23 protein-coding genes and 1 other annotated feature are annotated in these 24,546 nt (G+C 40.4%); of the genes, 15 read left to right on the top strand and 8 right to left on the bottom strand.

All coding sequences use genetic code 11. The features are described 5' to 3' along the window. Position 1: 1 nt before the first annotated feature. Together macA and CYG50_RS04485 are read right to left on the bottom strand one after the other, a co-directional pair. Positions 2–1,108, bottom strand: coding sequence for a macrolide transporter subunit MacA (macA, locus tag CYG50_RS04490; protein ID WP_102138440.1), 1,107 nt, complete (start codon positions 1,106–1,108; stop codon positions 2–4). A 203-nt stretch (positions 1,109–1,311) separates the two neighbouring features. Further along, entirely contained in the window at positions 1,312–2,976 is a 1,665-nt protein-coding gene (locus CYG50_RS04485) for an ATP-dependent nuclease (RefSeq protein WP_102138439.1), read from the bottom strand. Positions 2,977–3,381: 405 nt separating this feature from the next. Between CYG50_RS04485 and CYG50_RS04480 the strand changes: the two genes are divergently transcribed. The 7 genes from CYG50_RS04480 to CYG50_RS04450 all read left to right on the top strand — a co-directional run bounded on the left by CYG50_RS04480 (position 3,382) and on the right by CYG50_RS04450 (position 10,121). After that, positions 3,382–4,281: a LysO family transporter gene (locus tag CYG50_RS04480; protein WP_102138438.1), complete on the top strand. Its 900-nt coding sequence runs from the start codon at positions 3,382–3,384 to the stop codon at positions 4,279–4,281. A gap of 51 nt (positions 4,282–4,332) precedes the next feature. Next, positions 4,333–5,814: a DUF2867 domain-containing protein gene (locus CYG50_RS04475; RefSeq protein ID WP_102138437.1), complete on the top strand. Its 1,482-nt coding sequence runs from the start codon at positions 4,333–4,335 to the stop codon at positions 5,812–5,814. 98 nt (positions 5,815–5,912) lie between these two features. After that, positions 5,913–6,641: an arginine ABC transporter ATP-binding protein ArtP gene (artP, locus tag CYG50_RS04470; RefSeq protein WP_102138436.1), complete on the top strand. Its 729-nt coding sequence runs from the start codon at positions 5,913–5,915 to the stop codon at positions 6,639–6,641. An 18-nt stretch (positions 6,642–6,659) separates the two neighbouring features. Beyond that, complete coding sequence (gene artJ, locus CYG50_RS04465; protein WP_102138435.1) at positions 6,660–7,403, top strand: arginine ABC transporter substrate-binding protein; 744 nt, start codon at positions 6,660–6,662, stop codon at positions 7,401–7,403. A 12-nt stretch (positions 7,404–7,415) separates the two neighbouring features. Further along, a complete protein-coding gene (artQ, locus tag CYG50_RS04460) occupies positions 7,416–8,156 on the top strand; it encodes an arginine ABC transporter permease ArtQ (protein WP_102138434.1) in 741 nt (246 codons plus the stop codon). After that, positions 8,153–8,821, top strand: a complete 669-nt coding sequence (gene artM, locus CYG50_RS04455; RefSeq protein ID WP_102138433.1) for an arginine ABC transporter permease ArtM — start codon at positions 8,153–8,155, stop codon at positions 8,819–8,821. The genes artQ and artM overlap by 4 nt, the downstream gene beginning before the upstream one ends. Before the next feature lie 142 nt (positions 8,822–8,963). Further along, positions 8,964–10,121: a hypothetical protein gene (locus tag CYG50_RS04450; protein ID WP_102138432.1), complete on the top strand. Its 1,158-nt coding sequence runs from the start codon at positions 8,964–8,966 to the stop codon at positions 10,119–10,121. A 69-nt stretch (positions 10,122–10,190) separates the two neighbouring features. On the opposite strand, the gene rlmC is transcribed toward CYG50_RS04450, so the two are convergent. The 3 genes from rlmC to CYG50_RS04435 all read right to left on the bottom strand — a co-directional run bounded on the left by rlmC (position 10,191) and on the right by CYG50_RS04435 (position 12,315). Beyond that, positions 10,191–11,324: a 23S rRNA (uracil(747)-C(5))-methyltransferase RlmC gene (rlmC, locus tag CYG50_RS04445; protein ID WP_102138431.1), complete on the bottom strand. Its 1,134-nt coding sequence runs from the start codon at positions 11,322–11,324 to the stop codon at positions 10,191–10,193. Between the two features lie 9 nt (positions 11,325–11,333). Beyond that, entirely contained in the window at positions 11,334–11,849 is a 516-nt protein-coding gene (locus tag CYG50_RS04440; RefSeq protein WP_102138430.1) for a YbjN domain-containing protein, read from the bottom strand. Between the two features lie 139 nt (positions 11,850–11,988). Beyond that, complete coding sequence (locus CYG50_RS04435; protein ID WP_102138429.1) at positions 11,989–12,315, bottom strand: YbjC family protein; 327 nt, start codon at positions 12,313–12,315, stop codon at positions 11,989–11,991. A 160-nt stretch (positions 12,316–12,475) separates the two neighbouring features. Between CYG50_RS04435 and CYG50_RS04430 the strand changes: the two genes are divergently transcribed. Further along, complete coding sequence (locus tag CYG50_RS04430; RefSeq protein WP_004256424.1) at positions 12,476–12,739, top strand: GrxA family glutaredoxin; 264 nt, start codon at positions 12,476–12,478, stop codon at positions 12,737–12,739. Between the two features lie 247 nt (positions 12,740–12,986). On the opposite strand, the gene CYG50_RS04420 is transcribed toward CYG50_RS04430, so the two are convergent. Beyond that, positions 12,987–13,415, bottom strand: coding sequence for a secondary thiamine-phosphate synthase enzyme YjbQ (locus CYG50_RS04420; protein ID WP_102138427.1), 429 nt, complete (start codon positions 13,413–13,415; stop codon positions 12,987–12,989). Positions 13,416–13,611: 196 nt separating this feature from the next. Here CYG50_RS04420 and ybjG point away from each other — a divergent pair, with 196 nt between their 5' ends. The 3 genes from ybjG (at position 13,612) to CYG50_RS04405 (ending at position 17,832) form a co-directional block, all read left to right on the top strand. Next, positions 13,612–14,220: an undecaprenyl-diphosphate phosphatase gene (gene ybjG / locus CYG50_RS04415; RefSeq protein ID WP_102138426.1), complete on the top strand. Its 609-nt coding sequence runs from the start codon at positions 13,612–13,614 to the stop codon at positions 14,218–14,220. A gap of 853 nt (positions 14,221–15,073) precedes the next feature. Beyond that, entirely contained in the window at positions 15,074–16,390 is a 1,317-nt protein-coding gene (locus CYG50_RS04410) for a serine/threonine transporter (protein ID WP_102138425.1), read from the top strand. A 74-nt stretch (positions 16,391–16,464) separates the two neighbouring features. Next, on the top strand, positions 16,465–17,832 hold the full coding sequence (locus CYG50_RS04405) for an L-serine ammonia-lyase (protein WP_102138424.1): 1,368 nt from the start codon (positions 16,465–16,467) through the stop codon (positions 17,830–17,832). Positions 17,833–17,914: 82 nt separating this feature from the next. Here CYG50_RS04405 and CYG50_RS04400 read toward each other — a convergent pair whose 3' ends face one another. Then, positions 17,915–19,120, bottom strand: coding sequence for a serine hydrolase (locus CYG50_RS04400; protein ID WP_102138423.1), 1,206 nt, complete (start codon positions 19,118–19,120; stop codon positions 17,915–17,917). 217 nt (positions 19,121–19,337) lie between these two features. Between CYG50_RS04400 and CYG50_RS04395 the strand changes: the two genes are divergently transcribed. Beyond that, positions 19,338–19,961: a glutathione S-transferase family protein gene (locus CYG50_RS04395; protein WP_102138422.1), complete on the top strand. Its 624-nt coding sequence runs from the start codon at positions 19,338–19,340 to the stop codon at positions 19,959–19,961. On the opposite strand, the gene CYG50_RS04390 is transcribed toward CYG50_RS04395, so the two are convergent. Next, positions 19,962–20,789, bottom strand: a complete 828-nt coding sequence (locus tag CYG50_RS04390) for an SDR family oxidoreductase (RefSeq protein WP_102138421.1) — start codon at positions 20,787–20,789, stop codon at positions 19,962–19,964. 268 nt (positions 20,790–21,057) lie between these two features. Next, positions 21,058–21,185 (top strand) — a sequence feature (His leader region). A 53-nt stretch (positions 21,186–21,238) separates the two neighbouring features. On the opposite strand from CYG50_RS04390, the gene hisG reads away from it, so the two are divergent. From hisG to hisC, 3 genes are read left to right on the top strand one after another with little or no spacing between them, the layout of a single operon-like run. Beyond that, positions 21,239–22,138: an ATP phosphoribosyltransferase gene (hisG, locus tag CYG50_RS04385; protein WP_102138420.1), complete on the top strand. Its 900-nt coding sequence runs from the start codon at positions 21,239–21,241 to the stop codon at positions 22,136–22,138. Between the two features lie 6 nt (positions 22,139–22,144). After that, positions 22,145–23,461: a histidinol dehydrogenase gene (gene hisD / locus CYG50_RS04380; RefSeq protein ID WP_102138419.1), complete on the top strand. Its 1,317-nt coding sequence runs from the start codon at positions 22,145–22,147 to the stop codon at positions 23,459–23,461. Between the two features lie 3 nt (positions 23,462–23,464). After that, positions 23,465–24,535, top strand: a complete 1,071-nt coding sequence (hisC, locus tag CYG50_RS04375; RefSeq protein ID WP_102138418.1) for a histidinol-phosphate transaminase — start codon at positions 23,465–23,467, stop codon at positions 24,533–24,535. Positions 24,536–24,546 lie beyond the last annotated feature (11 nt).

Raw genomic sequence — 24,546 nt, 5'->3', positions numbered from 1 at the left:
GTTAGTATTCCGTCTCGCTGTGCCCAATGACCACTTTGTCACCTTCATTTAGGCCCTTGATAATTTCCACATACACATCGTTTCGGCCACCAATTTCAACTTGTTTTTTCTCGACTTTATTGCCTTGAAGGATATCCACTTCATAGGTTTGTGGTGAGATCTCATTGCCTAATGCAGATAGCGGTAGTAACAGCACATTTTTACGTGACTCTAATTCAATAGTGACCTGAGCCGTCATTTGTAATTTCAATAAATGTTGCGGGTTGGGTACCTCAAAACGCGCATAATAGAAAATGGCATCATTGATTTTTTCAGGTGTCGGTAAAATATCTTTTAATTGCCCCGCAAATTTTTTATCTGGAGCCCCTAAAACAGTAAAAGAGGCATCTTGACCCGGTTGTAAATAAATCACATCGGCTTCAGAAACTTCGGCTTTGACTAGCATCGTATTTAAATCTGCAAGCGTTAAAATCGTTGGTGCTTCCTGAGCCGCAATAACCGTCTGCCCCTGTAATGTTTTAATAAAGGTGACGATGCCATCCATTGGAGCCGTAATTTGCGTATATTTTAGATTTGTTTTTGCCGAATCAAGGGTGGCTTGGTTACGCTTAATTTGAGCTTGATAAGTGGCGACTTGCGCTTTTTTTACTTCCACATCTGTTCTAGCTTTATCAAGTTCTTGTTGAGAAACTGCTTGCTGTTTCGCTAGGCTTAAATGACGTTGATAAGTCACTTGAGCAAGGCGAAGCTCCGCTTGAGCTAATGATAAATTGGCTTCGAGTTCACGTGTTGTTGCTTCAGACTCAATAACATCATTTTGGGCTTTTTTGGGGTCAATAACCGCTAATAAGTCGCCTTTTTTAACATAATCGCCCTCTTTTACATACAGTGTTTGTAACTGCCCACTAACCTGAGCCCCAACATCGACTTTACGTACAGCATCGAGTTTTCCCGTTGCCAGTACTTGTTTATCTAAATCGCCTCGTATGACATCTACGGTTTGGAAAACCGCTTCTTTTTCACGATTTAAAAGAACCCCTGCGGTGACTAGGGCAAAAATAATGATCACCAAGTAAATCGGCCACTTTTTTTTAGGCTTTACCTTCATGTTTACCTACTTCCTATGAACAAAAAGAGGGCATTGCCCTCTAAAATTGCTGACAACTTGTTAAAGGAGGTGGATCCCCAATTTATTGCCAGCTAAAAAACAATTATCAAATTATATATCACTTAAGTTATCAATTGATTCAACATGAGATAGCCATTCTTCAATACTCAATCAACAACGAGTAAAATTTATCAATATCTCTATTAGTTTGCTTTACCTCTTGCCAACCATGCCACACGAGAAAACATAATTTTCAATTGCAGCGGGATACTATCTGGCCCTAATTCTGCGGCTCTATTAACAGTGGCTAGCGCTAAATCCGGTTTCGATGTACGAGAAATTGCCTTAATAATCACCCGCCTAGTTGAAACCTTTGCATTATCTGGAATATCAGCAATTTCATGATAAAGGCTTCTAAACCCTTCTCGATATAGGAAATGTTCCATATCTGGTGCTGGCAGCATCGTTAGCCTATCCCTATTTGAGGAATCAATTTTGTTAGCATAATGCGTCGCAGTTGCCGCATATTTACGCCCAGCCTCATCACCATCGGTTAAAACATGCCATTCAATTCCCATCTTATTGGCAAACTTCAGCAAAGGCTTCAAGCCACTTTGCGCAAATGCAATAACTTTTATTCCTTCACTTTCAAAGTAATAGTTACACTGACGTGAGAACTCATTCATCAACCAAATTTCCGTTTCCCCTTCAACTAATAACCAACAACGAGCAAATAAGGCTGATGGGCGATTAAAGCGAATATGGAAAGAAATTTTACGTAACTCTTCAGCACTTAAATCATTTTCATTCAAACGATAAGCTGAAACTTTATTGGTATTGCGAACCAGACGACACAAGTCTTCCAGAGGTGCTAATGAAAGCAGCTCTCCTGAGTTCGTTGTGGTAATCCGCTGCAGAGAAAATAAACTAAATAAGCCCCATGCGATGGAGAGCATAATCGGATGTAAACGCGTTTCTGGATCTTCAACAATAATCAATGGCCGAGCATGCTTATCTAAGTGAATATTACCTTTTGATTGTAATAACGAAGAAAACATTCCTAGAATAATTAATCGAATATTGCGTTGGTTTGGTTTAGCAATTAAGCGACTAATATTATCAAGCGCTTTCCAGCCGCGCTTACGTGGCTCTATTTTTACAATTGAATTATCTGAACGAATAATATGGGAACTTTGCCCTGAAAAGTAATGGCTAAGCAATTGTTGCATCGCATCAATTCCATCACCAAGGTCTTCATCACTTAAGCGTTCAGGGTTGTTGACCAATGCACTGGTTAGCTCCTTAATACGGGCATTAAATAAGTCACGTACCTCTTTTTGCCCTGAAACAATCGTTTCCGGGTTAAGCGAGTGTATGAATCGAGCATCTCGTAGGCGAATAACCGGATATAACCGAATAATTTCTTTGATATATTTACCTACATTATCCAAAGAAAGCTTATTGCCGCCTGCGTTTAAAAAGTTTTTATCGACGGCGATTGTGCCATCATCTTTAAGCTCTGCACTAACACGATAGAAAATATGTTTAAGCCCATCTCCGTTATCGACCCAAACAGAGCTAAGATTATGAAAGCGATATGATTGATGACGCCCTTTTCGACGCTCACCAAATTTTAGAACGATCTGTAATGAGCGGTAACGCGATTCATCATTCCCTGCTGGGTGGTGAAAATCATGAAGGCTGAATTGGTAATTTGTATGTTCAGGGGAAAGAAGAAGATCAAGTGCGTCAAGTAAACTCGATTTCCCCCAGGAATTCTCACCGACTAAAACCGTACTATTATTTAGTTCTAAAGAAAGCCGGTTAATCCCTCTAAATCCGTATATTTCCACACGTTCCAGGTACATATTACTCTCTCCTTGAAGTATTTATATTCCCCCTTCAATTTCATCAGTTACCATTACGTACTGAATGATTATGCCAAGTGAAAATATAAAAGAATAATAACCAAAGCTTACCGATTAACCACATTCATTACTATCACAATATATGCTAAATAAAAATTATTCATAACAAAACAGAGAACTATATTGAGCATCTAATAGCAGTGTTATAAAATAGGAAAACTTTCATTTTTAGTGTTTTTGACCTATTTTTCATTGAGACGCCAATAAAAAAATTTTATCACAAAAAATTCTTTTCTTACTCGGCGCTATATCAGGTTTATGCTTCGATAACCTAAATAAAAAAGATAAGCATAACTCTTTGTTTATAGTTACCTAGTCTATGGGTTAACCTTTAAGGATCCGGCCATGTATTCAGGACTTTTGATTATACTGCTACCATTAACACTTGGTTACCTTATTACTATTAGAAATAAACAAATTCTCCATCGAGTACACCAATCACTTAACTCGATGGTATATGTTATTTTATTTCTAATGGGAATAACTCTCGCACTGCTTGAAAACTTAAGTATTCACTTAATTTCTATTTTAATTTATGCCATTACCTTTTTTGGCTGTATATTTTCATTAAATGTTATCTCTTTGTTATTACTTGATAAATTGGACCCTTGGAAAATCCCACAACACAAACAAGAAAAGCCGCCATCTAGGATCAAAATGGTTTTAGAGTCTCTGCAACTTTGTGGGGTGTTACTGTTGGGTTTTGTCGTCGGGTTAACGGGTTTTAATTTCTTACACTATGCCGATAAAGGCAGTCAGGTTGCATTAATGCTGCTGTTGCTACTTGTTGGCATTCAATTACGCAATAGTGGAATGAGTATTAAACAGATCTTAATCAATCGACGTGGAACAACCATTGCATTTGTCATGGGGGTCAGTGCGCTCGCGGGCGGTGCGTTAGCCGCGTTATTACTCGGTCTCCCAGTTAAAATGGGGTTAGCAGTCGCCTCAGGCTTTGGCTGGTACTCATTAACAGGAATTGTCATCACCGATGCTTATGGCCCAGTCATGGGGAGCGCCGCTTTTTTCAATGACTTAGCAAGGGAACTTGCTGCAATCATGCTCATTCCAATTATTATTAATCGTTACCGTTCAACCGCTCTTGGCATTTGTGGTTCAACGTCAATGGATTTTACACTGCCTGTTTTACAACGCAGCGGTGGGGTTTCAATTGTCCCTGCGGCCATTGTTCATGGCTTCGTACTTAGTCTTATTACGCCAATTCTCATGGCCTTCTTTACATAGGTAAAATTTCAGTCACAATAGCCGTTAATTTGCGTGAAACAGGAAATTAACATGACAGATAAACAACGTGTTTTAGTGTTGGGCGCTAGTGGTTATATTGGTCAAAATCTGATCCCTAAACTTATTGAGCAAGGATATGACGTAACAGCAGGCGCACGCCGTGTTGATTGGATGTTATCCCAAGGCTGGCAAGATACCCAATGCATTTATGTGGATCTCCATGACCCTGAAACATTAAAAGATGTCATGCAAGACATTGATATTGTTTATTTCCTCGTTCATAGCATGGCCGACCAAGCCAATTTGGTTGAGCGTGAACGCACCGCCGCTCGTAACGTGCAACAAGTCCTTGAAGGTTCAAGCGTTAAACATGTTATTTATCTTAGTGCATTACAACATGGGCATACCTATTCACCACATCTAATTGCACGACGTTTAACTGGCGATATTTTACGTGAAAGCCAAATCCCAGTTACCGAAATTCGTTCATCTATTATCGTTGGCTCTGGTTCTGCCGCATTCGAAATTATGCGCGATATGGTCTACAACTTAGCCATTTTAACCCCGCCACGTTGGGTTCGTTCTAAATCATCCCCCATCGCCCTGTCGAATATTTTATATTATTTAACGCAATTGGCGAAAATACCAACAACCGAGAACCGAATTTTCGATGCGGGTGGCCCTGAGTTTATTAGCTATCAAGAGCTATTTAAGCGCTTTATTAAGGTCAGTGGTAAACGTCGTTTACTTATTCCTATCCCGATCCCGATTAGTATGATCTCGGTGCATTTCATCAGCTTGATCACCTCCGTCCCCCCATCAATTGCTAAGGAGCTAATCCAAGGCTTGCAGCACGACCTTCCGGCAGATGATAAAGCGTTACGAGAGCTGATCCCACAAACCTTAGTCTCTTTTGATGATGCCGTTAGAACGACTTTAGCAGAAGAAGCCGATGCCGTTGATAACGCAGATTGGGGGTATGACCCAGAAGTCAGAAAACGCTGGCGCCCCGGTTATGGCTATTACCCAAAACAAGCGGGAGCAACCCTTGGAACAACAGCCAGTTCAGAATCGCTCTGGTATACGGTGCAACAAATCGGTGGAAAAAACGGCTATTTCTATGCCAATGGTCTGTGGAAAACCCGTGCCATCATGGATGACATGATGCTGAATAAAGTGAAGTACGGCCGCCCCGACCGTGAAGAGCTCCAACTCGGTGATGAAATTGATGGCTGGCGCGTGATTAATCTTGAACCAAATAAACAACTTAGCTTGTTATTTGGTATGAAAGCCCCAGGGCTTGGCCGCTTAACTTTTACTATTCATGATAGCGGGAACCGCCGTTCAATCGATGTTCGGGCATGGTGGCATCCAGCTGGCTTTTGCGGCCTACTCTATTGGTTTGCCATGATGCCTGCCCATTTATTTATTTTTAAAGGCATGGCAAAACGCATCAGTGAACTGGCTTTTGAACGAGATAAACAACTCGCTAAAGAACAGCAAGCAGAGCAACTGACCGTTAAATCAGACTAATTTTAGCGTAAAAACCAAATTTTTATGCAGAAATTATTGCATAAATATGCTCATAGGATTAATATCGCAGGTAGTGAAAAAAGATATTATTGGTACACATGAGCATTCAATTAAAAAACATCAACTGTTTCTATGGTTCCCATCAGGCACTCTTTGATATCAATCTAGAGTGTTCTGCTGGTGAGACTATGGTATTACTCGGGCCAAGCGGAGCAGGTAAAAGCTCGTTGTTACGTGTCCTCAATTTATTAGAAATGCCACGTTCAGGCCACTTAAACATTGTGGGTCAGCAATTTGACTTTTCTTCCGCTCCAGATGCGAAAGCGATCCGTGAGCTGCGTCAAAATGTGGGGATGGTATTTCAACAATATAATCTATGGCCTCATTTGAGTGTCATGGACAACTTAATTGAAGCACCTTGTCGCGTGTTAAAATTGTCAAAACAAGAAGCGCAAGCAAAAGCCTCTAAACTATTAGAACGCTTACGGTTGTCGCAATTTGCTAACCGCTACCCATTACACTTATCAGGTGGGCAGCAACAGCGTGTTGCGATTGCAAGAGCGCTAATGATGGAACCAAAAGTTTTATTATTTGATGAACCAACCGCTGCACTTGACCCAGAAATCACCGCTCAAGTTGTTGATATCATACGTGAACTATCTGCAACTGGGATTACACAAGTCATCGTTACTCACGAAGTGGAAATTGCGCGAAAAACCGCTAGCCGTGTCGTGTATATGGAAAACGGCCATATAGTAGAACAAGGGGATGCAAGCCATTTCACTGCACCTCAAACAGAAGCATTTGCAAATTATCTGTCACACTAATAGATATAGGATTAAGCAATGAAAAAAATTATATTAGCTGCACTGCTGGGCGCTGTAACCCTATCTGCAACTGCTGCGGAAAAAGAAACTATTCGTTTTGCAACAGAAGCGACTTACGCACCTTTTGAAATGTTCGATAAGAATAACCAAATCGTTGGCTTTGACGTTGATTTAGCCAATGCAATGTGTGAAAAAATGAATGCAACCTGTACATTTACTCACCAATCTTTTGACAGCTTAATTCCTAGCTTAAAATTCCGTCGCTTTGAAGCATTAATGGCAGGTATCGATATTACCCCTGAGCGCCAACAGCAAGTAGATTTCACTGAGACTTACTACCCTAACTCAGCGGAATTTATTGCCGTTAAAGAAAAAATCAGCTCAATAGACCAATTAAAAGATAAAAAAATTGGCGTACAAAACGGAACCACTCACCAAAAATACATCATGGAACAACATAAAGGGATGACAACCGTTCCTTATGATAACTACCAATCTGCTATTTTAGACTTACAAAATGGCCGTATCGATGCCGTTTTCGGTGATACCGCAGTCGCTGACGAGTGGTTAAAAGGGAAAGGTAATGAAAACTTAGGTGCAGTTGGCGAGAAAGTCACTGATCCACAATACTTCGGTATTGGTTTAGGTATTGCCGTTCGTAAGGGAAATAAAGAGCTGCTGGATAAAATGAATAAAGCCTTAGCAGAAGTTAAAGCAGACGGCACTTATGATGCTATCCACAAAAAATGGTTTCAACAGTAATCGATATAATTAATGAGCAACTTTCTATTTTTAACAAGTGCCGCCGGTATCACCGTCGGCCTTGCTGTTTCTGCGCTGATTTTGGGTTTGGTTCTGGCCATGCTGTTTACTGCATGGGAGTCTGTCCGCTTTAAACCAATTGCCTTTCTAGGGACCTGCTGGGTCACTTTGATCCGCGGTTTACCTGAATTGTTAGTGGTTTTATTTGTCTACTTCGGTACATTGCAATTCATCAATCTACTCGGTGATGGTTTTGAACTGAACCTCGGTTTTTGGCAAACCACCATCCAAATCGACCCAAGTATTTTCTTTGCTAATAGCGGCGAATTTGACTATACCCCATTTGTTTGTGGCGTTATTGCGCTAGCCTTATTATATGCATCCTATGCATCTCAAACGCTTAGGGGCGCATTGAAAGCCGTCCCTTATGGTCAGTGGGAAGCAGGTTTTGCATTAGGTTTAACAAAGCGCACGATCTTCTTTCGGTTTATCATGCCACAGATGTGGCGCCATGCCCTTCCAGGACTAGGTAACCAATGGCTGGTATTATTGAAAGACACCGCATTAGTTTCACTCATCAGCGTCAATGATTTGATGTTACAAACTAAAACCATCGTTAACCGTACTCAGGAACCGTTTACTTGGTATGCCATTGTCGGTTTGATTTACCTTGCAATTACGTTAGTCAGCCAGCTAGTCCTAAAGCGTATTGAGCTACGTACCACCCGCTTTGAGCGAGGTGAATCAAAATGATAGATTTAATATTAAAAATATTACCGGGACTTCCAACCAGTTTGTCTCTGACGTTTAGCGCCCTCATTGTGGCTTTTCTGTTAGCTATATTATTCACCTTAATTTTATCGCTAAAAACGCCAGTGATCTCTCAAGCAGTGAAGGTCTACATTACACTGTTTACTGGTACGCCGTTATTGGTACAATTTTTCTTAATTTATAACGGCCCAAGCCAATTTAAATCTTTGCAAGATTATCCTATGCTGTGGGAGGTTATTTCCACACCCTGGGTCTGTGCAATGGTAGCCTTAGCTTTAAATAGTGCAGCTTATTCCACTTTATTATTCCACGGCGCAGTTAAAGCCATTCCATCAGGTCAATGGCAGTCTTGCCAAGCCCTTGGGATGAGCAAAATGCAAACCATGCGAATTATTTTGCCTTATGCCTTCAAACGCTCGTTATCGTCCTATTCCAATGAAGTGGTATTGATATTCAAAAGTACCTCACTGGCCAGTACCATTACCATGCTAGATGTCATGGGATACAGTCAGCTTATCTTTGGTCAAACATGGGATGTCATGGCATTTGTTGCTGCGGGTATTATTTATTTAGTGGTCAATGCAATCTTAACTATTTTAATGCGTTTAATTGAACGCAAAGCATTGGAATTTGAGCACAGAGGTTAGTCTTTCTTTCTCTCCGACAAGTAAAAAAAGCTTGGTCTTATACCAAGCTTTTTTTATTCGCTCAATCGGATTTTTAAAGAGCACTTTATTTGAATAATGTAATAATTAAACTAATTAAATAGATATGATTGATGAGTTTATTATGAAAAAAATTCAATTTGACATTCCTTTTGATCAAGACAAACTACTTACATACTTTAATAAAAAAGAAAATAATGCCCTAAGAAAAAAGCTCACTCAAGTCAGAAATACCTCTAATGCTAGCAATGGAATTTGCCATGGTCTATCAAACCTATACCTTCTTAATGAAAACAAGAGTGATGGGGATAAACTAATTGAATCGATGGGGGCCACTTTAAAATCCATAAAAGCACAAAGTTACCATTTAAAAAACAGAAAGCCGAATGATGTTGAAGTAAGTTTATTAAATAAACAGATAGTCAATGGCCTGAATATTCAGATCAGTTATGAACGCGCATATGATTTCAATAAAATTGCACACAAAATAGATTCATTACTCATTGATAATAAAAAGAAAAAAACATCATTAATCAATAAAAGCACAGATATTAAAGTAGATAAAAATTTAATATCATTAGAGAATAAGGAAAATGACCTTAATATAAAAAATCTATACGATATAACCCATCTACTAATGAAAAATATATCTCGTGTAAATAAAAATGTAAGTTATTTAGATAGTAAATACGAAATTATAGAGTTGGTTACCTTTTACTATAATTTAGTTAGAAGAAACAAAGAAGACTCAATAGAAATTTATTATTGTCATAAAATATTGAATGAGAATATAAAAAACAAAATAATATCTGACTTACCATTAGATGATAAAGAAATTAAAATTTTTCTAGCTAATGCTTTCGAGTTTATATCTAAGCTAGAAATGTATAAAAATACAGCTAAGAATATAAATTCTGGGTTAATCAATGATATAAGCCTACCTATTTGTGACTATGCAAACTTACAAATAAATAAAAACCAATCAAATATTGAAAAACTAAAAGCTGATATAGAGAATAAATTAAAATATAACAATGATTACTATTCACTGATTTCTTATGATGGCCATTGTATGGCAATTTCAATTAAACACGATAAAAATAATTATATATATAAGTTTTTTGACCCTAACAGAGGTATAAAAAAATATGATAACGAAAATGATTTTTTAGAAAACCTAAAACATTTGCTCTCCTATCATAGTGATAAACCTATACCGAATCATATCGATGAATTTAAGTTCAGAGTATTATCCATGGATTCATTCCTGCTGAAACATTAAATTAATTACCCAAATGATATAACGAATATTGAATTGTCGTTTTATACAGTAAAAACCATCACATGGATTTTACTGTACAATACGCTTTAACAACGTCAGCACTTCAAAGTGTGCAGTATGAGGGAATAAGTCAAATAGCTGTACTTTACAGACTTGATAGCCAGCCAACAGTTGTAAATCTTGCGCCATGGTTTGTGCATTACAGCTAGAATACAAAATATATTCGGGCTGCACGTGGGAAAGGAAATCGCATAACTCTTTACCAATTCCTCGGCGTGGCGGATTGACTAAAATAAGCTGAGGGATATCCTGATTCGCCGTGGCAAAACGCGTTGAATCAAGTGCTTTAAACTCAACATGCTTTAATCCAAGTTCATCCGCTGATTGCTGTGCGCTGGCAATCGCTGGCGCACTGATTTCTATCCCTGTTAAGTGAGTGTCTTTTTCAGCACAGTGCAGCCCAAAGCCGCCCACGCCACAAAACAGATCCCACAAGCTATCGATATCTAACGCTTTAACCCATTCCCTCGCGGTTTGGTATAATTTTGCAGCCACTATAGGATTCGTTTGGAAAAAACCTTGTGGCCGAATAAATAAAGGGACTTGATTAAACTCTTCACGAAGTGTGCGCTGCTCCGTTAAGAAAATCTCATCCTCACCTTCAAGTATTGCCATATGCACGGGTTGAATATTGGCGGTGATCACCGCAAGCAGTGGCAACTGTTCTTGTAGCCATGGCAGTGCCTTTTTTAACTGCTCAATTTTTTTCTCTGAGCGCAACACAAACCGCAGCATGAATTTCCCAGAGTAATGACTTTGGGTTAATAATAGGTATTTTAATTCACCGCGTTTGCGCTCAATGTTATAAGGCGTCAGCCCTGCCCTTGCAATAAAAGGAATAATGGCACTAAACACATCAGAAAAGGCATCTGGATACAACGGGCAGTCCGTTAAATCTACACCTTGCCCATCTCGCCCAACAATACCTAAAATTGGCTTCTCAACACTACCACTAACCACCATTTTGGCTTTATTGCGAAAAGCCATCAGTGGCCCTGTGGCTGGAGGCTGAAATAGAGAGATATCAATAGCTGGCAAAAGAGCCTGTAGTTGGCTCTGTTTTTCAATAACTTGCTGTTCAGGCGTTAATGTCAACCATTGGCATGAATGGCACTGCCCTGCGGCATATTTTTCACAGTGCATAACAAAGACTTAGTGGATAATTATCGAAGGTTTGTCGTCAAGGGAATGCTCAGAGTCTTCATCAACATTGTCATCATCTTCGCTGAAATCATCCTGACTCGCATACAGCAAATTATTGCTAAAGATTTCAAATACAATGGCTGAAATTTGGTCTTCTGCTTGCTGTAAAAAATGGCCGAATTGACGATACGTCATCCCTGCTTCTAATGAAAATGATTGGCTAACAATCAATTTAGGCAAGTTTTCATTGTTTATTTCAAGGAAAACTTTCGCTGTTAATGAGCTGGCATTGATTTGGCTGATATTCGCCACTAACGTCACAATCGCTGTCGGTTTAAGCTCAGCTAATGCAGATAACACCAAAACATTATTTAAAATATCGAGCTTCGCATCAAAAATACCGTCGATATTTTGCATATGAGGTAAATGTAATGCAGAGCAGGAATCACACTCGAAATAAGAGGTTTTGAGTTGGTCTAGCCATTCACGTAGCTTAGTGATGTCAGGGTAACAAATAGAATCCATGGGCAATAACCTTCTTCAACTCAAAATAGTCGTGCAATATCGATTTGTTAGGGTTTTGGCACATTTCCCCCTAACGAAAAAAACGAATAATTCTCACATATTGTAGGGCGAAACACCAGTAAAACTGCGCTTAATCTACTTATTCATCAGGTTTATTATCTGCAGAGTCTGACTTTTTAGATGCGCTCTTTTCTGGCTGTTTATGATCAATACCCAAAAAACTCAGACCATGAATTGCTCGCCAGACAATGTTGATCATTGCAGGCACCAAACAACCAATACCGACCATAATCATGCTCACGATCACCCCTGACTGCATTAAAGGCTCTGGCAGTGTGATGTAGTCATTTAGTGCTAACAAAACAATAATAAGCAGAATGATCCCCACACCTTCTAACACGATAATGGGCTTTGGCATATCAGCCAATGAACGCATTGTCCCTTTAGATTGAGGTTTATGACTCATTCTTTTTCTCCTCTCATTATTGTGTCTCTTTCTCAAACTGTGAATTATATGCCATACCTATAGGTATAACAGGAAAATTCGACTTTTATTTCATAAGTTATATAGGCATAGTATTGAGCATTGCAATTAGAATCTGAGCTCAAGATAAAAAGGAGATACTATGTATACTGTTATTTTTGGTCGTCCTGGCTGCCCATACTGTGTTCGTGCAAAAGAACTCGCTGAAAAACTGAAAAATGAGCGTGAAGATTTTGACTACCGCTATGTTGATATTCAAGCTGAAGGTATTTCTAAAGAAGATTTATCTAAAACTGTCGGTAAACCTGTTGAAACCGTTCCACAAATATTCATTGATGAGCAACACATCGGTGGGTGCACAGATTTCGAAGCTTACGCTAAAGAAAATTTGAATCTATACAAGTAATTAGTCACATCCGTTTTTCATCCCAACAAGCAAAGTTGTTCACTTATTTATAGGTGTTAACACTTTGCTTGTTCTTTTTGTGCTATTTAAGCCAAATTTAATAAAAATATTGCACTTTTTTTCATCTAAGTGAGAACTTTCTTTTTTAGACGGGGTCTTAATTAGTGCCACTGCTTTTCTTTGATGTCCCCATATTGAGGAGCCCGATAGCCAACTGTTTGTTTTCATGCTATCGGGTTTTTTGTTTCTAACGGCTGGGTTCGCCTTGCAATGTAATGATTAACCTACGCTTTCCACCATGATTTCTATGTTCACATAAATAAATCCCCTGCCACGTTCCCAAATTTAAACGCCCTTTCGTAATCGGAATCGTTAAACTTGCACCCAATAAACTGCTTTTTAGGTGCGCAGGCATATCATCACTTCCTTCATAATCATGCTTATAATAAGGCTCATTTTCAGGAACGGCCTGATTAAAAAAACTCTCGAAGTCTTCTCTGACAGTGTAATCCGCATTTTCATTGATCGTTAAAGATGCCGATGTATGTTGAATAAAAATATTGGCTAAACCAACCTTAATTAAGCTAAGTTCAGGAAGCTGCTTGAGAATTTCTTCTGTCACTAAATGAAACCCTCTTACTTTTGCGCTAAGTTGTATCTCTTTTTGCCACCACATCACTTTTTCTCCCTTTTACTTATCTAAGTCTGTTACTGCACTAAATAATTATTGAGTAATAGTTAAACCGCAAGTAAATTTGTCGCACAAAGCTTTCAATAATAAGACAAAGGGACTTTACCTGCTCATTAAGAAACTTTAATCTCCCTTTAATACCTATTCTGTCTTACTAACTATCTGTCCGAGGTACTGAACTGTGCTGGAACAACTTAACCTTGATCTATTCAATTTGATCAATGCTACTCCAGAAACTGCAAGTGGAACCATTGCTGTAGCTAACGTGATTGCAAAACGCTTAATTCTGTTATTTCCACTATTTACTGTTGCTTGTTGGTTTTGGGGCGCCCAGCCAAATATGACTCGCCAACGTGCCTTTGCCTGCAAAGCGGCCATTGCTATTGTCATTGGTTTAGCAATTTCGTGGTTAGTAGGCTATTTCGCGCCGCATGACCGCCCATTTGTCATGGGAATTGGCACCAATTTCTCTGAACATAAAGCCACGCCTTCATTCCCGAGCAACCATGGCACGATTGTCTTTACATTCGCTTTCGCGTTTCTTTTCTGGCTAAGGACCTGGGTAGGGCTTGTCATGATGATCCCCGCTATTGTCATTGCTTGGTCGCGTATTTACCTCGGTGTTCACTGGCCTTTAGATATGGCAGGCGCCTTTATACTTGCGATTGTCGCATGCGGTTTAGCTCAAATTCTCTGGTCTATTGGTGCGAATAAAATTCAATCACCTATTACTCAGCTATATAGTTTCATTTGTGCCCCTCTTATTCGTAAAGGTTGGTTTCAGCCATAACAACCTATATCCAAATACTGGCATTAATTAATGCCAGTTCCTTTCCCATGATAAAAACTGAGCTAGATCAAAGTTTCTGTTTATTTTTATATTCAGCATTAAAATCTTTTTGAAGTTATCAATAAAATTATTAAAACAATCAGTTAACAAATATTTTGTTACCTATTTTAATTATTTTTTTCGTTGCGAAAAAAGTGGCAAATATAAGTATGAAAAAAATTCAAATTAATTAATATATAGCACTATCTCTTCCAACTCCCAAACTAATTAATCACGCAAAGAATCATTCTAAAAACCAAAACAATAACCATAATTATCAACATATTACTGAGAAATAAAATCGACTGAATCGTACTTCCATTACAGTACAGTTCAATATTTATATTGATATGGATGATATTTTAATCAACTCAATTTTAATCATTAATATAATAATATTTTTTCAGCAGAATTTAATTCTGTCAAAAATTAAGAAAATTTAAACTTATTTAATTAGCATTTAGCCTCTAATAAAAGCAAGCCTAACGCAAATTTTATTAACATTTTTATAAAATATGATTATCTATCGCAATCTAAGGAAATATTTCTCTTTTGAGATAATGATCACGGCATTTTATTCTGGTAAACTATAAATTCACACCCTCAAAATCCACTTTTAAAAATTTATGATAAAAATGCAAAACTGATTGAAAATAAATTTAGACCTAATATTAGTTTTATTTCCAATCAGATTGTTACGCAAAAGAAAACAATTGTTATTGAGTAATTGTTCGTACCAAAAGATTAAAAGTTCGTAATGCATTTGCCGTTACGCTAAATGATTTTTTTTTGACTTATATTTTCGGAGACTATTATGGATGCAACAAAAGTTGGTTCCATCGACAAAACAGCCTCGCAAACAGTAACTAGCAATGCTTGGCGCAAAACTGACACAGTATGGATGCTGGGTTTATATGGTACAGCTATCGGTGCTGGGGTACTGTTTTTGCCCATCAACGCAGGTATGAGTGGTTTATTACCTGTTTTACTGATGCTGGTATTAGCCTTCCCAATGACATTTTTTGCTCACCGTGGGTTAACACGCTTCGTTCTGTCTGGTTCAAAACCGGACGGTGATATTACTGAGGTCGTGGAGGAGCATTTTGGTCGCACAGCAGGTAACTGGATCACCCTACTCTACTTCTTTGCTATTTATCCTATTCTTCTTGTTTATGGTGTTTCCATTACCAATAACGTCAATAAATTCTTAACCGAATTATTAGGCGTTGGCGCACCACCACGCTGGCTACTTGCCTTGATCCTTGTAGGCGGAGTGATGGCGATTGTGGCATTCGGTGAGAAATACATCGTAAAAGTCATGAGTATGTTAGTGTTTCCATTTATCGCCGTGCTGGTTGCATTCTCACTGTATATGATCCCACATTGGTCTGGTGATGTACTGAATACATTAACTTGGGAAGGTATCACTGAAGCAACAAAAAATACTGGCGGACAAAGCATCTGGGTCACTATTTGGCTGACAATCCCAGTGATGGTATTCGCATTTAACCACTCGCCGATTATTTCTGCTTTCTCCGTTGCAAAACGTGAAGAATACGGTGATGCAGCTGAACAAAAATGTTCACGAATTCTTGCTTCTGCACACATTCTGATGGTGCTGACCGTTATGTTCTTCGTGATCAGCTGTGTCTTTACCTTATCTTCAGCAGATCTCGCACAAGCTAAAGCACAAAATATCAGTATTCTTGACTACCTGTCTGGCTATTTTGACCAGCCATTCATCAAATATGCAGCTGCAATCATTGCCTTTATCGCAATTATTAAATCTTTCCTAGGTCACTACTTAGGCGCACGTGAAGGTTTCAATGGCTTGGTTGAGCGTGCTTACCGTGCAAAAGGTAAAACAATTGATGTTCGCAAGTTAAACCGTGGTACTGCTATCTTCATGTTAGTCACAACATGGATAGTAGCAACATTAAACCCAGGTGTGCTAGATATCATCGAGAGCCTCGGTGGCCCAGTAATCGCAATTTTACTGTTCTTAATGCCAATGTATGCAATTAGCAAAGTACCTGCGATGCGTAAATACTCAGGTAAAATCAGTAATATATTTATTGTAATTATGGGTCTGGTCGCTATCTCTGCGGCAACATATAAGTTATTCTTCTAATTGAAGCCACTAGGTAGCGTCCTAAATGGAAGCTACCTAATTTCAATGACTTTCTACAAAAGGAAGCACTGAATATGATTAGTGTATTTGATATCTTCAAAATTGGCATCGGCCCTTCAAGTTCCCATACCGTCGGCCCAATGAAAGCGGGCAAACAATTTGTTGACGACCTTATCCAGCAAGAAATACTCACTCGCACAACACGAATTGCAGTTGATGTTTATGGTTCGCTCTCTTTAACAGGTAAAGGCCATGCAACGGATATGGCAATTATTATGGGTCTTGCGGGTAACTTACCGGATACCATTGATATTGACGCTATTCCTGCTTTTATGCGTAATGTTGAGCAAACTGAAAGGCTCTCCCTTGCTCATGGGCAACATGAAGTTGATTTCCCTACTGAAGGTGGCATGAATTTTCATACTACCAACCTACCGCTCCATGAAAATGGAATGAGTATTACAGCATTCAGTGGTGATGATGTTATTTACAGCAAAAATTACTATTCTATCGGCGGTGGTTTTATTGTCGATGAAGAACATTTTGGCCAGTCAGACGAAAACGCCGTTCAAGTCCCTTACCCATTTAAATATGCAGCTGACCTGCAAAAACACTGTAAAGAAACCGGTTTATCGCTTTCCGCGCTCGTGATGCAGAATGAATTAGCACTGCGTAGTAAAGAAGAAATTCAGCAATATCTCTCATCCATATGGGATGTGATGAAAGCGGGTATTGAGCGCGGTGTCACGACTGAAGGCTTATTACCCGGCCCATTGCGTGTTCCTCGTCGTGCAGCGGCTCTACGTCGCCAATTGGTCACAACAGATAGCACTAATATGGACCCAATGGCGGTAATAGACTGGATCAACATGTATGCCCTTGCTGTTAACGAAGAAAATGCAGCGGGTGGTCGTGTTGTAACAGCGCCAACTAACGGTGCTTGTGGCATTATACCTGCCGTTTTAGCTTACTATGATAAATTCATTCGCCCGGTGAATGAAAATTCCTATACCCGTTATTTTTTAGTTTCCGGTGTCATTGGTGCGTTATATAAAATGAATGCGTCAATTTCTGGTGCAGAAGTTGGTTGCCAAGGGGAAGTGGGTGTTGCTTGTTCGATGGCCGCTGCGGGATTAGCCGAGCTAATGGGCGGTAGCCCTGAGCAAGTGTGTATTGCGGCAGAAATTGCCATGGAACATAACTTAGGCTTAACCTGTGACCCTGTTGGTGGACAAGTACAAGTACCTTGTATTGAACGTAATGCCATTGCTTCCGTTAAAGCCGTCAATGCAGCCCGTATGGCACTGCGTCGCGTCAGTGACCCACGAGTTTGCCTCGATAAAGTCATTGAAACCATGTATGAAACGGGTAAAGACATCAACGCTAAGTATCGCGAAACCTCCCAAGGCGGCTTAGCGATTAAACTGGCTCACTGCGAATAGTATTGTGTCTTAGTCACCTCGATAAAAATGCCTGCTAATGCAGGCATTTTTGTGTTCACATCATTTTCTACTTAATCAATTATTAACCGAAAATGGCACTCCACCAGCCGCTAATCGTTTTCATAATATAATCCCAAATACGGCCGAAAAACCCGGCTTCCTCAACAGCACTTTTTGCGACTAAAGGATGCTGTTCGATGACTTCATCATTAAGAATAAAGTTAATCGTACCTACCGCTTGGTTCTTAGCCAGTGGCGCTTCAAGTGAATCATTGGTCAGTTGAATATCCACTTTTAAGTTTTGCAGCTGCCCTTTAGGAATAGTAACAGAAACATCATCGGCAACACCTAAATCAACTTCTGAAATATCACCAAACCAAACGCGTTGTTTTTTCAGTGTAGCATCAGCCTTAATTGGCGTGACAGTTTCAAAGAAGCGGAAGCCCCATGTCAGTAATTTTTCACTTTCAGAAAAACGCACACGGTCACTTGGCGCCCCCAACACGACTGAAATCAAACGCATATCACCTTCTGTTGCAGAGGCGACTAAGTTATGGCCTGCTCCACTCGTGTGCCCAGTTTTTACGCCATCCACTTTTAAATTTTGGTTCCATAACAGACGGTTACGGTTTGGTTGACGAATTTTATTAAAGGTAAATTCTTTTTCCTTGTGCAGTGCGTATTCATCAGGCACATCGCGGATCATTGCTTGGGTTAACAATGCCATATCCCGCGCTGTACTATATTGCCCTTCTGAATCTAGGCCATGAACCGTTTTAAAATGGGTATTTTTCAAACCAATCTTTTGCACATACTGATTCATTAGACTCACAAATGAGTCTTGGCTCCCTGCAACATAATCAGCAAGGGCGATACTGGCATCATTCCCTGACTGGATCACAATCCCTTTATTTAGATCCAATACAGAAACACGGTCTTTAGGCTTTAGAAACATCAAAGAGGAGCCTTTAAGAACAGGGTTACCCGTCGCCCACGCATCTTCCCCTACTGTGACCATGTCTTGTGGCGTGATTTTCCCTGCATTGACGGCCTGGCCAATCACATAGCTGGTCATAATTTTTGTTAAACTGGCGGGGTCTAAACGTTCATCTGGATTTCCAGAAGCTAAAACTTTACCGCTATTATAATCCATCAAAACAAACGCTTTTGCATCGACTTGAGGAGCAACCGGTGTCTGCGCCGCATAAGCACTGGAACTTACGGCAACCAAAAGACTCAACCCAATACCAGCTCGGCGGGTTTTTAAAGACAACATTTTCTTACTCATCGGTTATTCCTTCACTTAATTCCATACATTTAAATTACTGTCATTGGCTCAACATCACTAAACGAGAACCCATCGCTGTGACAAAATTCAATAACTAGACCTAATATAAGACTTTAATATCACTGAGGCCACTCATAACAAATAAACATTTGCCTCCGAGTAAATTTAATCTATCTTAACCATGGTCGATGCCAAAAAATCAATTTAGGAGACTGCCATGTTAACTGTTTGGGGACGCGTCAACTCTTCCAATGTCAAAAAAGTACTTTGGTGCTTAGAAGAATTAAATATCGCTTACAATCAAAAAGATGTGGGTGGCCCATTTGGTGGGCTAGATACACCTGAATATATAAAAATGAATCCAAACAGCACAATTCCAACTCTACAGGATGATGACTTTGCGCTGTGGGAATCGAATGCGATTTTACGTTACCTTACGGAAAAATTTGATCATTCTCACTTATTACTCGCACAAGACCTACAAGAACGAGCGGCCGCTGATAAATGGATGGATTGGAGTGGTGCTAATTTATTCGACCACATTAAACAGATGATGAACAAAATTGTTCGTGTCCCAGAAGCAGATAGAGACCCAGAACAAGCTAAAATTATTTATGGCAATATCAACCGGTTACTAACCATTGCTGATAATGCATTAGCTAACCAAGCCTATTTCAGTGGTAACAAATTTGGTATCGCTGACATTGCTATCGCACCACTATTTTACCCTTGGCATGAAATTGTCACGCAGCGCCCTGAATTTAAAAATTTGGAGCGCTGGTACCAGCAACTGACCACACGCCCTGCGTTCCAAAAAATTGTCATGATCCCGATTAAATAATCACAGGGTCATATTCATCAAACTTGGGTTTGGGTACTGGTATTCAAACCCGAGTTCTTGGCAAATTTTATTACCGTTAATGGTTTTCCCCACTAACGTATTCTTCTCTTCAATAAATTGAGGCGGGGTTAACCCGATAGATTGTGCTGCATGAGTATAAAATTCGGCTCGTGTTGGGTGGACTGGCGCACAGAGGTTATAAATATGCCCCCCTTGCGGTTGCTGGAGCAATAATAAAATGGCAGCAATCACATCATCTTGATGAACCATATTCACAGGCTGGCTTGCCCCTTTCACCCCGGTTTTCCCCGCTAAAAAACGCCCTGCATGTCGTTTTTCACCAACTAATCCCGCTAACCGCAGAATATCCACCGATATGTTCGGTAACTGATGCAACCACTGCTCTGTCGCCACCAAGGCTTTAGCTGATTCCGTCACTCCATCCAATGGGCTATTTTCAGCCATTTCGCCATTTTGTTCCCCATAAACTGCCGTAGATGATGTGAAAATAACTTTAGGCACCTGAAATGCTATCGCGCTATTCACCAGTGTTTCAACCGCGGTCACATAGTATTCAGTATTAATTTTAGATGGGGGTAGCAAAATGACGATAGCATCACTTTGTTCCATCAATTGTGCTAAATCATCGTCATCACATTCAAGTTCTGGGGTTAATTTCAATGCATAGCACTCTATTCCTACCGCTTGAGCGGCTTCAATACCATCTGGTGTTGTTTTAGTTCCAACCACATGAATGCCTTGAGACAATAAGGCCTGAGCAAGGGGTAACCCAACCCAGCCTAACCCGATGATAGTAACTTTCTTCATATGATAACTCCCCAATCGTTCAACTGACTGAAATTAATCACAGGGTAGCTGAAAACCATAAAACTTCCGAATACAATTTCTGAGGGATTTATCACTATAAAAAGTGAACAACTAATTATTATTGGTTATTTTTAAAAAAAAGGTTGCATTCATAGGGGGAAATCGGATAGGTTGAATACCAATGAGTATTTAGTTAGCACAATGAATGTTTAGTCATTCACTTAAATAACAGAACGGAAGACATTATGAATCGTATTTCACGCAACCATCATCATCACCATCATCCTGACTAGTCTTTCGGGCGATGTGTGCTGGAAGACGTTCAACGAATCTTCCGGTGGCTGAAATGCGAATTGAGAGAACCCTCGGAAGATAATCTTCCGAGGGTTTTTTTATTCTTGAACAAAGAGTTACTAAACAAAAAATTTTAAAGGGATAAGGGTAAAGTCATGTTGGATAAATCACGTTTACGTATTGCAATACAGAAATCAGGTCGTCTGAGTGAAGAATCAAGAGAGTTACTTTCTCGCTGTGGCATCAAAATCAATTTACAACAACAACGTTTGATTGCTTATGCAGAAAATATGCCTATTGATTTACTTCGCGTTCGTGATGACGATATTCCAGGGCTGGTCATGGACGGTGTCGTTGACTTAGGGATCATCGGTGAAAACGTTCTTGAAGAAGAGTTATTGAATCGTCGTGCTCAAGGTGAAAACCCACAATACAAAACACTACGTCGCCTCGATTTTGGTGGGTGCCGCTTATCTCTCGCTGCCCCATTAGATTTCAACTATACCGGTGCAGAGTGCTTAAATGGCTCACGTGTTGCAACCTCCTACCCACACTTGTTAAAACGCTATTTCGACCAAAAAGGCATTCAATTTAAATCATGTCTGTTAAATGGTTCAGTCGAAGTCGCTCCGCGCGCTGGCCTTTCCGACGCCATCTGTGACCTCGTCTCTACAGGTGCAACACTTGAAGCAAACGGCCTAAAAGAAGTGGAAGTCATCTACCGTTCTAAAGCCTGTTTAATTCAACGCGATGGCGAAATGTCGCCTGAAAAACAACAGCTTATTGACCGTATGATGACCCGTATCCAAGGTGTCATCCAAGCGCGTGAGTCCAAATACATCATGTTGCACGCGCCAAGTGAAACACTCGAAGAAATCATTGACTTACTGCCGGGTGCTGAACGCCCAACTATTTTACCGTTAGCAGGCGAACAAAGCCGTGTGGCGATGCACATGGTGAGCTCAGAAACGCTGTTCTGGGAAACCATGGAAAAACTCAAAGCGTTAGGGGCAAGCTCTATTCTTGTCCTGCCAATTGAAAAAATGATGGAGTAAGCCGTCATGAAAATGGGATTTAACCAACCTGTTCGCTGGTCGGCTTGTAACCAAGAGCAGCAAAGCGCTTTGCTGCTGCGCCCTGCAATAGCGGCTTCTGGTAGCATTAGTACTGCGGTTAGCCAAATTATTGACCAAGTCCGTAACGAGGGCGATACCGCCCTCAAAGCACTGAGCCGTCGTTTCGATAAAACTGAAGTCGAAACGGTGCGTGTTCCTGCAAATGCTGTTGACGCAGCAGAGGCTCGTCTTGGTGATGAAATCAAAACAGCAATGAAAACAGCGATTGGCAACATTCGTCGTTTTCACGAAGCCCAAAAAATCACTCCGATTACAGTGGAAACACAGGCAGGCGTCGTGTGCCAACAAGTCACACGCCCAATAGATGCAGTCGGTTTATATATTCCAGGGGGGTCGGCCCCTCTGTTATCAACGGTCATGATGTTGGGAACCCCTGCGAATATCGCTGGCTGTCGCAAAATCATTTTATGTTCACCTCCACCTATTGCCGATGAAATTTTGTATGCAGCGAAACTGTGCGGCATCAGCGATATTTTCCAAGTAGGTGGTGCGCAAGCGATTGCTGCAATGGCATTTGGTACCCAAAGCATTCCTGCGGTTGATAAAATTTTTGGCCCCGGTAATGCCTATGTCACTGAAGCAAAACGCCAAGTCAGCCAAAGCCATGATGGAGCAGCCATTGATATGCCTGCGGGTCCTTCCGAAGTGTTGGTCATTGCTGATAACGGTGCAAACCCCGCATTTACCGCATCTGATTTGCTATCTCAAGCAGAGCATGGCCCTGATTCACAAGTTATTTTATTAACTGACGATGAAAGCTTTGCCCAACGCGTGATTGAAGAAACAGAAAAACAATTAGCGCAACTTTCACGTGCAGAAATAGCGAGAGAAGCCCTGAGTGCCAGCCGTGTCATCATCGCTGACTCCATCGCTCAATGCGTTGAAATTAGCAACCGTTATGGCCCTGAGCACTTAATACTGCAAACTCGCAATGCCGATGACCTGGTCGATGCTATCACAAGTGCCGGCTCTGTGTTTGTTGGCGACTGGTCGCCAGAGTCGGCTGGCGACTATGCATCAGGCACCAATCACGTATTGCCTACTTATGGATATACCTCAACCTATTCAAGCCTTGGGCTCGCTGATTTTATGAAGCGAATGACAGTCCAAAAGCTGTCAAAGCAAGGCTTATTAGGCTTAGCCAACACCATCGAAACGTTAGCTCAAGCAGAGCAACTCACGGCTCACAAAAATGCCGTTACCTTACGCGTTAACGAACTAAAAAAACAAAATCAGGAGTAAGTCATGAGCCAACCATTTAATGCCGCCAGTCTTGCACGTGAAAATGTTAAAACCATGACACCTTATATGTCTGCACGACGTCTAGGGGGAAATGGAGACGTTTGGCTCAATGCCAATGAATACCCGATTGCACCTGATTACCAATTCAGTGAACGTAACCTTAACCGTTACCCTGAATGCCAACCGGTTGCGGTGATCAATAACTATGCGGCTTATGCCAAAGTTAAACCAGAACAAGTGCTCGTTTGCCGTGGGGCCGATGAGTCCATTGAGTTGCTGATCCGCGCATTTTGTGAACCAGGCAAAGATGCGGTAATGTTTTGCCCGCCAACCTATGGCATGTACAGCGTCAGTGCAGAAACCTTTGGTGTTGAACAAAAGAAAATCATGGCGTTGCCAGACTGGGCATTAAACGTTAATGCGATCCGTGAAAATCTATCCAATACCAAACTGATTTATATTTGCAGCCCGAATAATCCAACAGGCAATATCATCGACAATAAAGATTTACGCGAAGTGCTAGATATGGCTGCGGGCCGTGCATTAGTCGTTGTCGATGAAGCCTATATTGAGTTCTGCCCACAATACAGTGTAGCAAGCTGGTTAGCACAATATCCAAACTTGGTCATTTTAAGAACCTTATCCAAAGCCTTTGCATTGGCCGGTTTACGTTGTGGTTTCACCTTAGCCACCCCTGAAGTAATTGAAGTGCTATTAAAGGTTATCGCCCCTTATCCTTTATCAACCCCTGTTGCGATGATTGCAGCTCAAGCTCTTGAACCACAAGGCATTGAGACAATGAAAAGCCGCGTAACAACGATAACAGAAAACCGTATTGCACTTCGTGAAGCGCTGCGCGACTTATCGGTGGTTGAACACGTTTATCCGAGTGAAACTAACTATATTTTGGTACGTTTTACCGATGGTAATAAAGTGTTTAAAGCCCTGTGGGACCAAGGCATTATTTTACGTGACCAGAGCAAACAACCCGGTCTCATTAATTGCCTGCGTATTACTGTTGGGACAGAAATAGAAAATACCCGTGTTATTGAAGCTATTGCAGCACTTTGCTAATTAGGAATGAC

This window comes from Providencia huaxiensis, from assembly GCF_002843235.3.
Classification (GTDB): Bacteria; Pseudomonadota; Gammaproteobacteria; order Enterobacterales; family Enterobacteriaceae; genus Providencia; species Providencia huaxiensis.
The sequence above is the reverse complement of the archived record's forward strand: the minus strand, read 5'-3'. Positions and strand labels throughout refer to the sequence as shown.

What these genes read in the sequence shown, in the direction of transcription:
- macA (WP_102138440.1), bottom strand. Translation starts at nt 1,108, where the DNA reads ATGAAGGTAAAGCCTAAAAAAAAGTGGCCGATTTACTTGGTGATCATT.
- CYG50_RS04485 (WP_102138439.1), bottom strand. Translation starts at nt 2,976, where the DNA reads ATGTACCTGGAACGTGTGGAAATATACGGATTTAGAGGGATTAACCGG.
- CYG50_RS04480 (WP_102138438.1), top strand. Translation starts at nt 3,382, where the DNA reads ATGTATTCAGGACTTTTGATTATACTGCTACCATTAACACTTGGTTAC.
- CYG50_RS04475 (WP_102138437.1), top strand. Translation starts at nt 4,333, where the DNA reads ATGACAGATAAACAACGTGTTTTAGTGTTGGGCGCTAGTGGTTATATT.
- artP (WP_102138436.1), top strand. Translation starts at nt 5,913, where the DNA reads ATGAGCATTCAATTAAAAAACATCAACTGTTTCTATGGTTCCCATCAG.
- artJ (WP_102138435.1), top strand. Translation starts at nt 6,660, where the DNA reads ATGAAAAAAATTATATTAGCTGCACTGCTGGGCGCTGTAACCCTATCT.
- artQ (WP_102138434.1), top strand. Translation starts at nt 7,416, where the DNA reads ATGAGCAACTTTCTATTTTTAACAAGTGCCGCCGGTATCACCGTCGGC.
- artM (WP_102138433.1), top strand. Translation starts at nt 8,153, where the DNA reads ATGATAGATTTAATATTAAAAATATTACCGGGACTTCCAACCAGTTTG.
- CYG50_RS04450 (WP_102138432.1), top strand. Translation starts at nt 8,964, where the DNA reads ATGAAAAAAATTCAATTTGACATTCCTTTTGATCAAGACAAACTACTT.
- rlmC (WP_102138431.1), bottom strand. Translation starts at nt 11,324, where the DNA reads ATGCACTGTGAAAAATATGCCGCAGGGCAGTGCCATTCATGCCAATGG.
- CYG50_RS04440 (WP_102138430.1), bottom strand. Translation starts at nt 11,849, where the DNA reads ATGGATTCTATTTGTTACCCTGACATCACTAAGCTACGTGAATGGCTA.
- CYG50_RS04435 (WP_102138429.1), bottom strand. Translation starts at nt 12,315, where the DNA reads ATGAGTCATAAACCTCAATCTAAAGGGACAATGCGTTCATTGGCTGAT.
- CYG50_RS04430 (WP_004256424.1), top strand. Translation starts at nt 12,476, where the DNA reads ATGTATACTGTTATTTTTGGTCGTCCTGGCTGCCCATACTGTGTTCGT.
- CYG50_RS04420 (WP_102138427.1), bottom strand. Translation starts at nt 13,415, where the DNA reads ATGTGGTGGCAAAAAGAGATACAACTTAGCGCAAAAGTAAGAGGGTTT.
- CYG50_RS04410 (WP_102138425.1), top strand. Translation starts at nt 15,074, where the DNA reads ATGGATGCAACAAAAGTTGGTTCCATCGACAAAACAGCCTCGCAAACA.
- CYG50_RS04405 (WP_102138424.1), top strand. Translation starts at nt 16,465, where the DNA reads ATGATTAGTGTATTTGATATCTTCAAAATTGGCATCGGCCCTTCAAGT.
- CYG50_RS04400 (WP_102138423.1), bottom strand. Translation starts at nt 19,120, where the DNA reads ATGAGTAAGAAAATGTTGTCTTTAAAAACCCGCCGAGCTGGTATTGGG.
- CYG50_RS04395 (WP_102138422.1), top strand. Translation starts at nt 19,338, where the DNA reads ATGTTAACTGTTTGGGGACGCGTCAACTCTTCCAATGTCAAAAAAGTA.
- CYG50_RS04390 (WP_102138421.1), bottom strand. Translation starts at nt 20,789, where the DNA reads ATGAAGAAAGTTACTATCATCGGGTTAGGCTGGGTTGGGTTACCCCTT.
- hisG (WP_102138420.1), top strand. Translation starts at nt 21,239, where the DNA reads ATGTTGGATAAATCACGTTTACGTATTGCAATACAGAAATCAGGTCGT.
- hisD (WP_102138419.1), top strand. Translation starts at nt 22,145, where the DNA reads ATGAAAATGGGATTTAACCAACCTGTTCGCTGGTCGGCTTGTAACCAA.
- hisC (WP_102138418.1), top strand. Translation starts at nt 23,465, where the DNA reads ATGAGCCAACCATTTAATGCCGCCAGTCTTGCACGTGAAAATGTTAAA.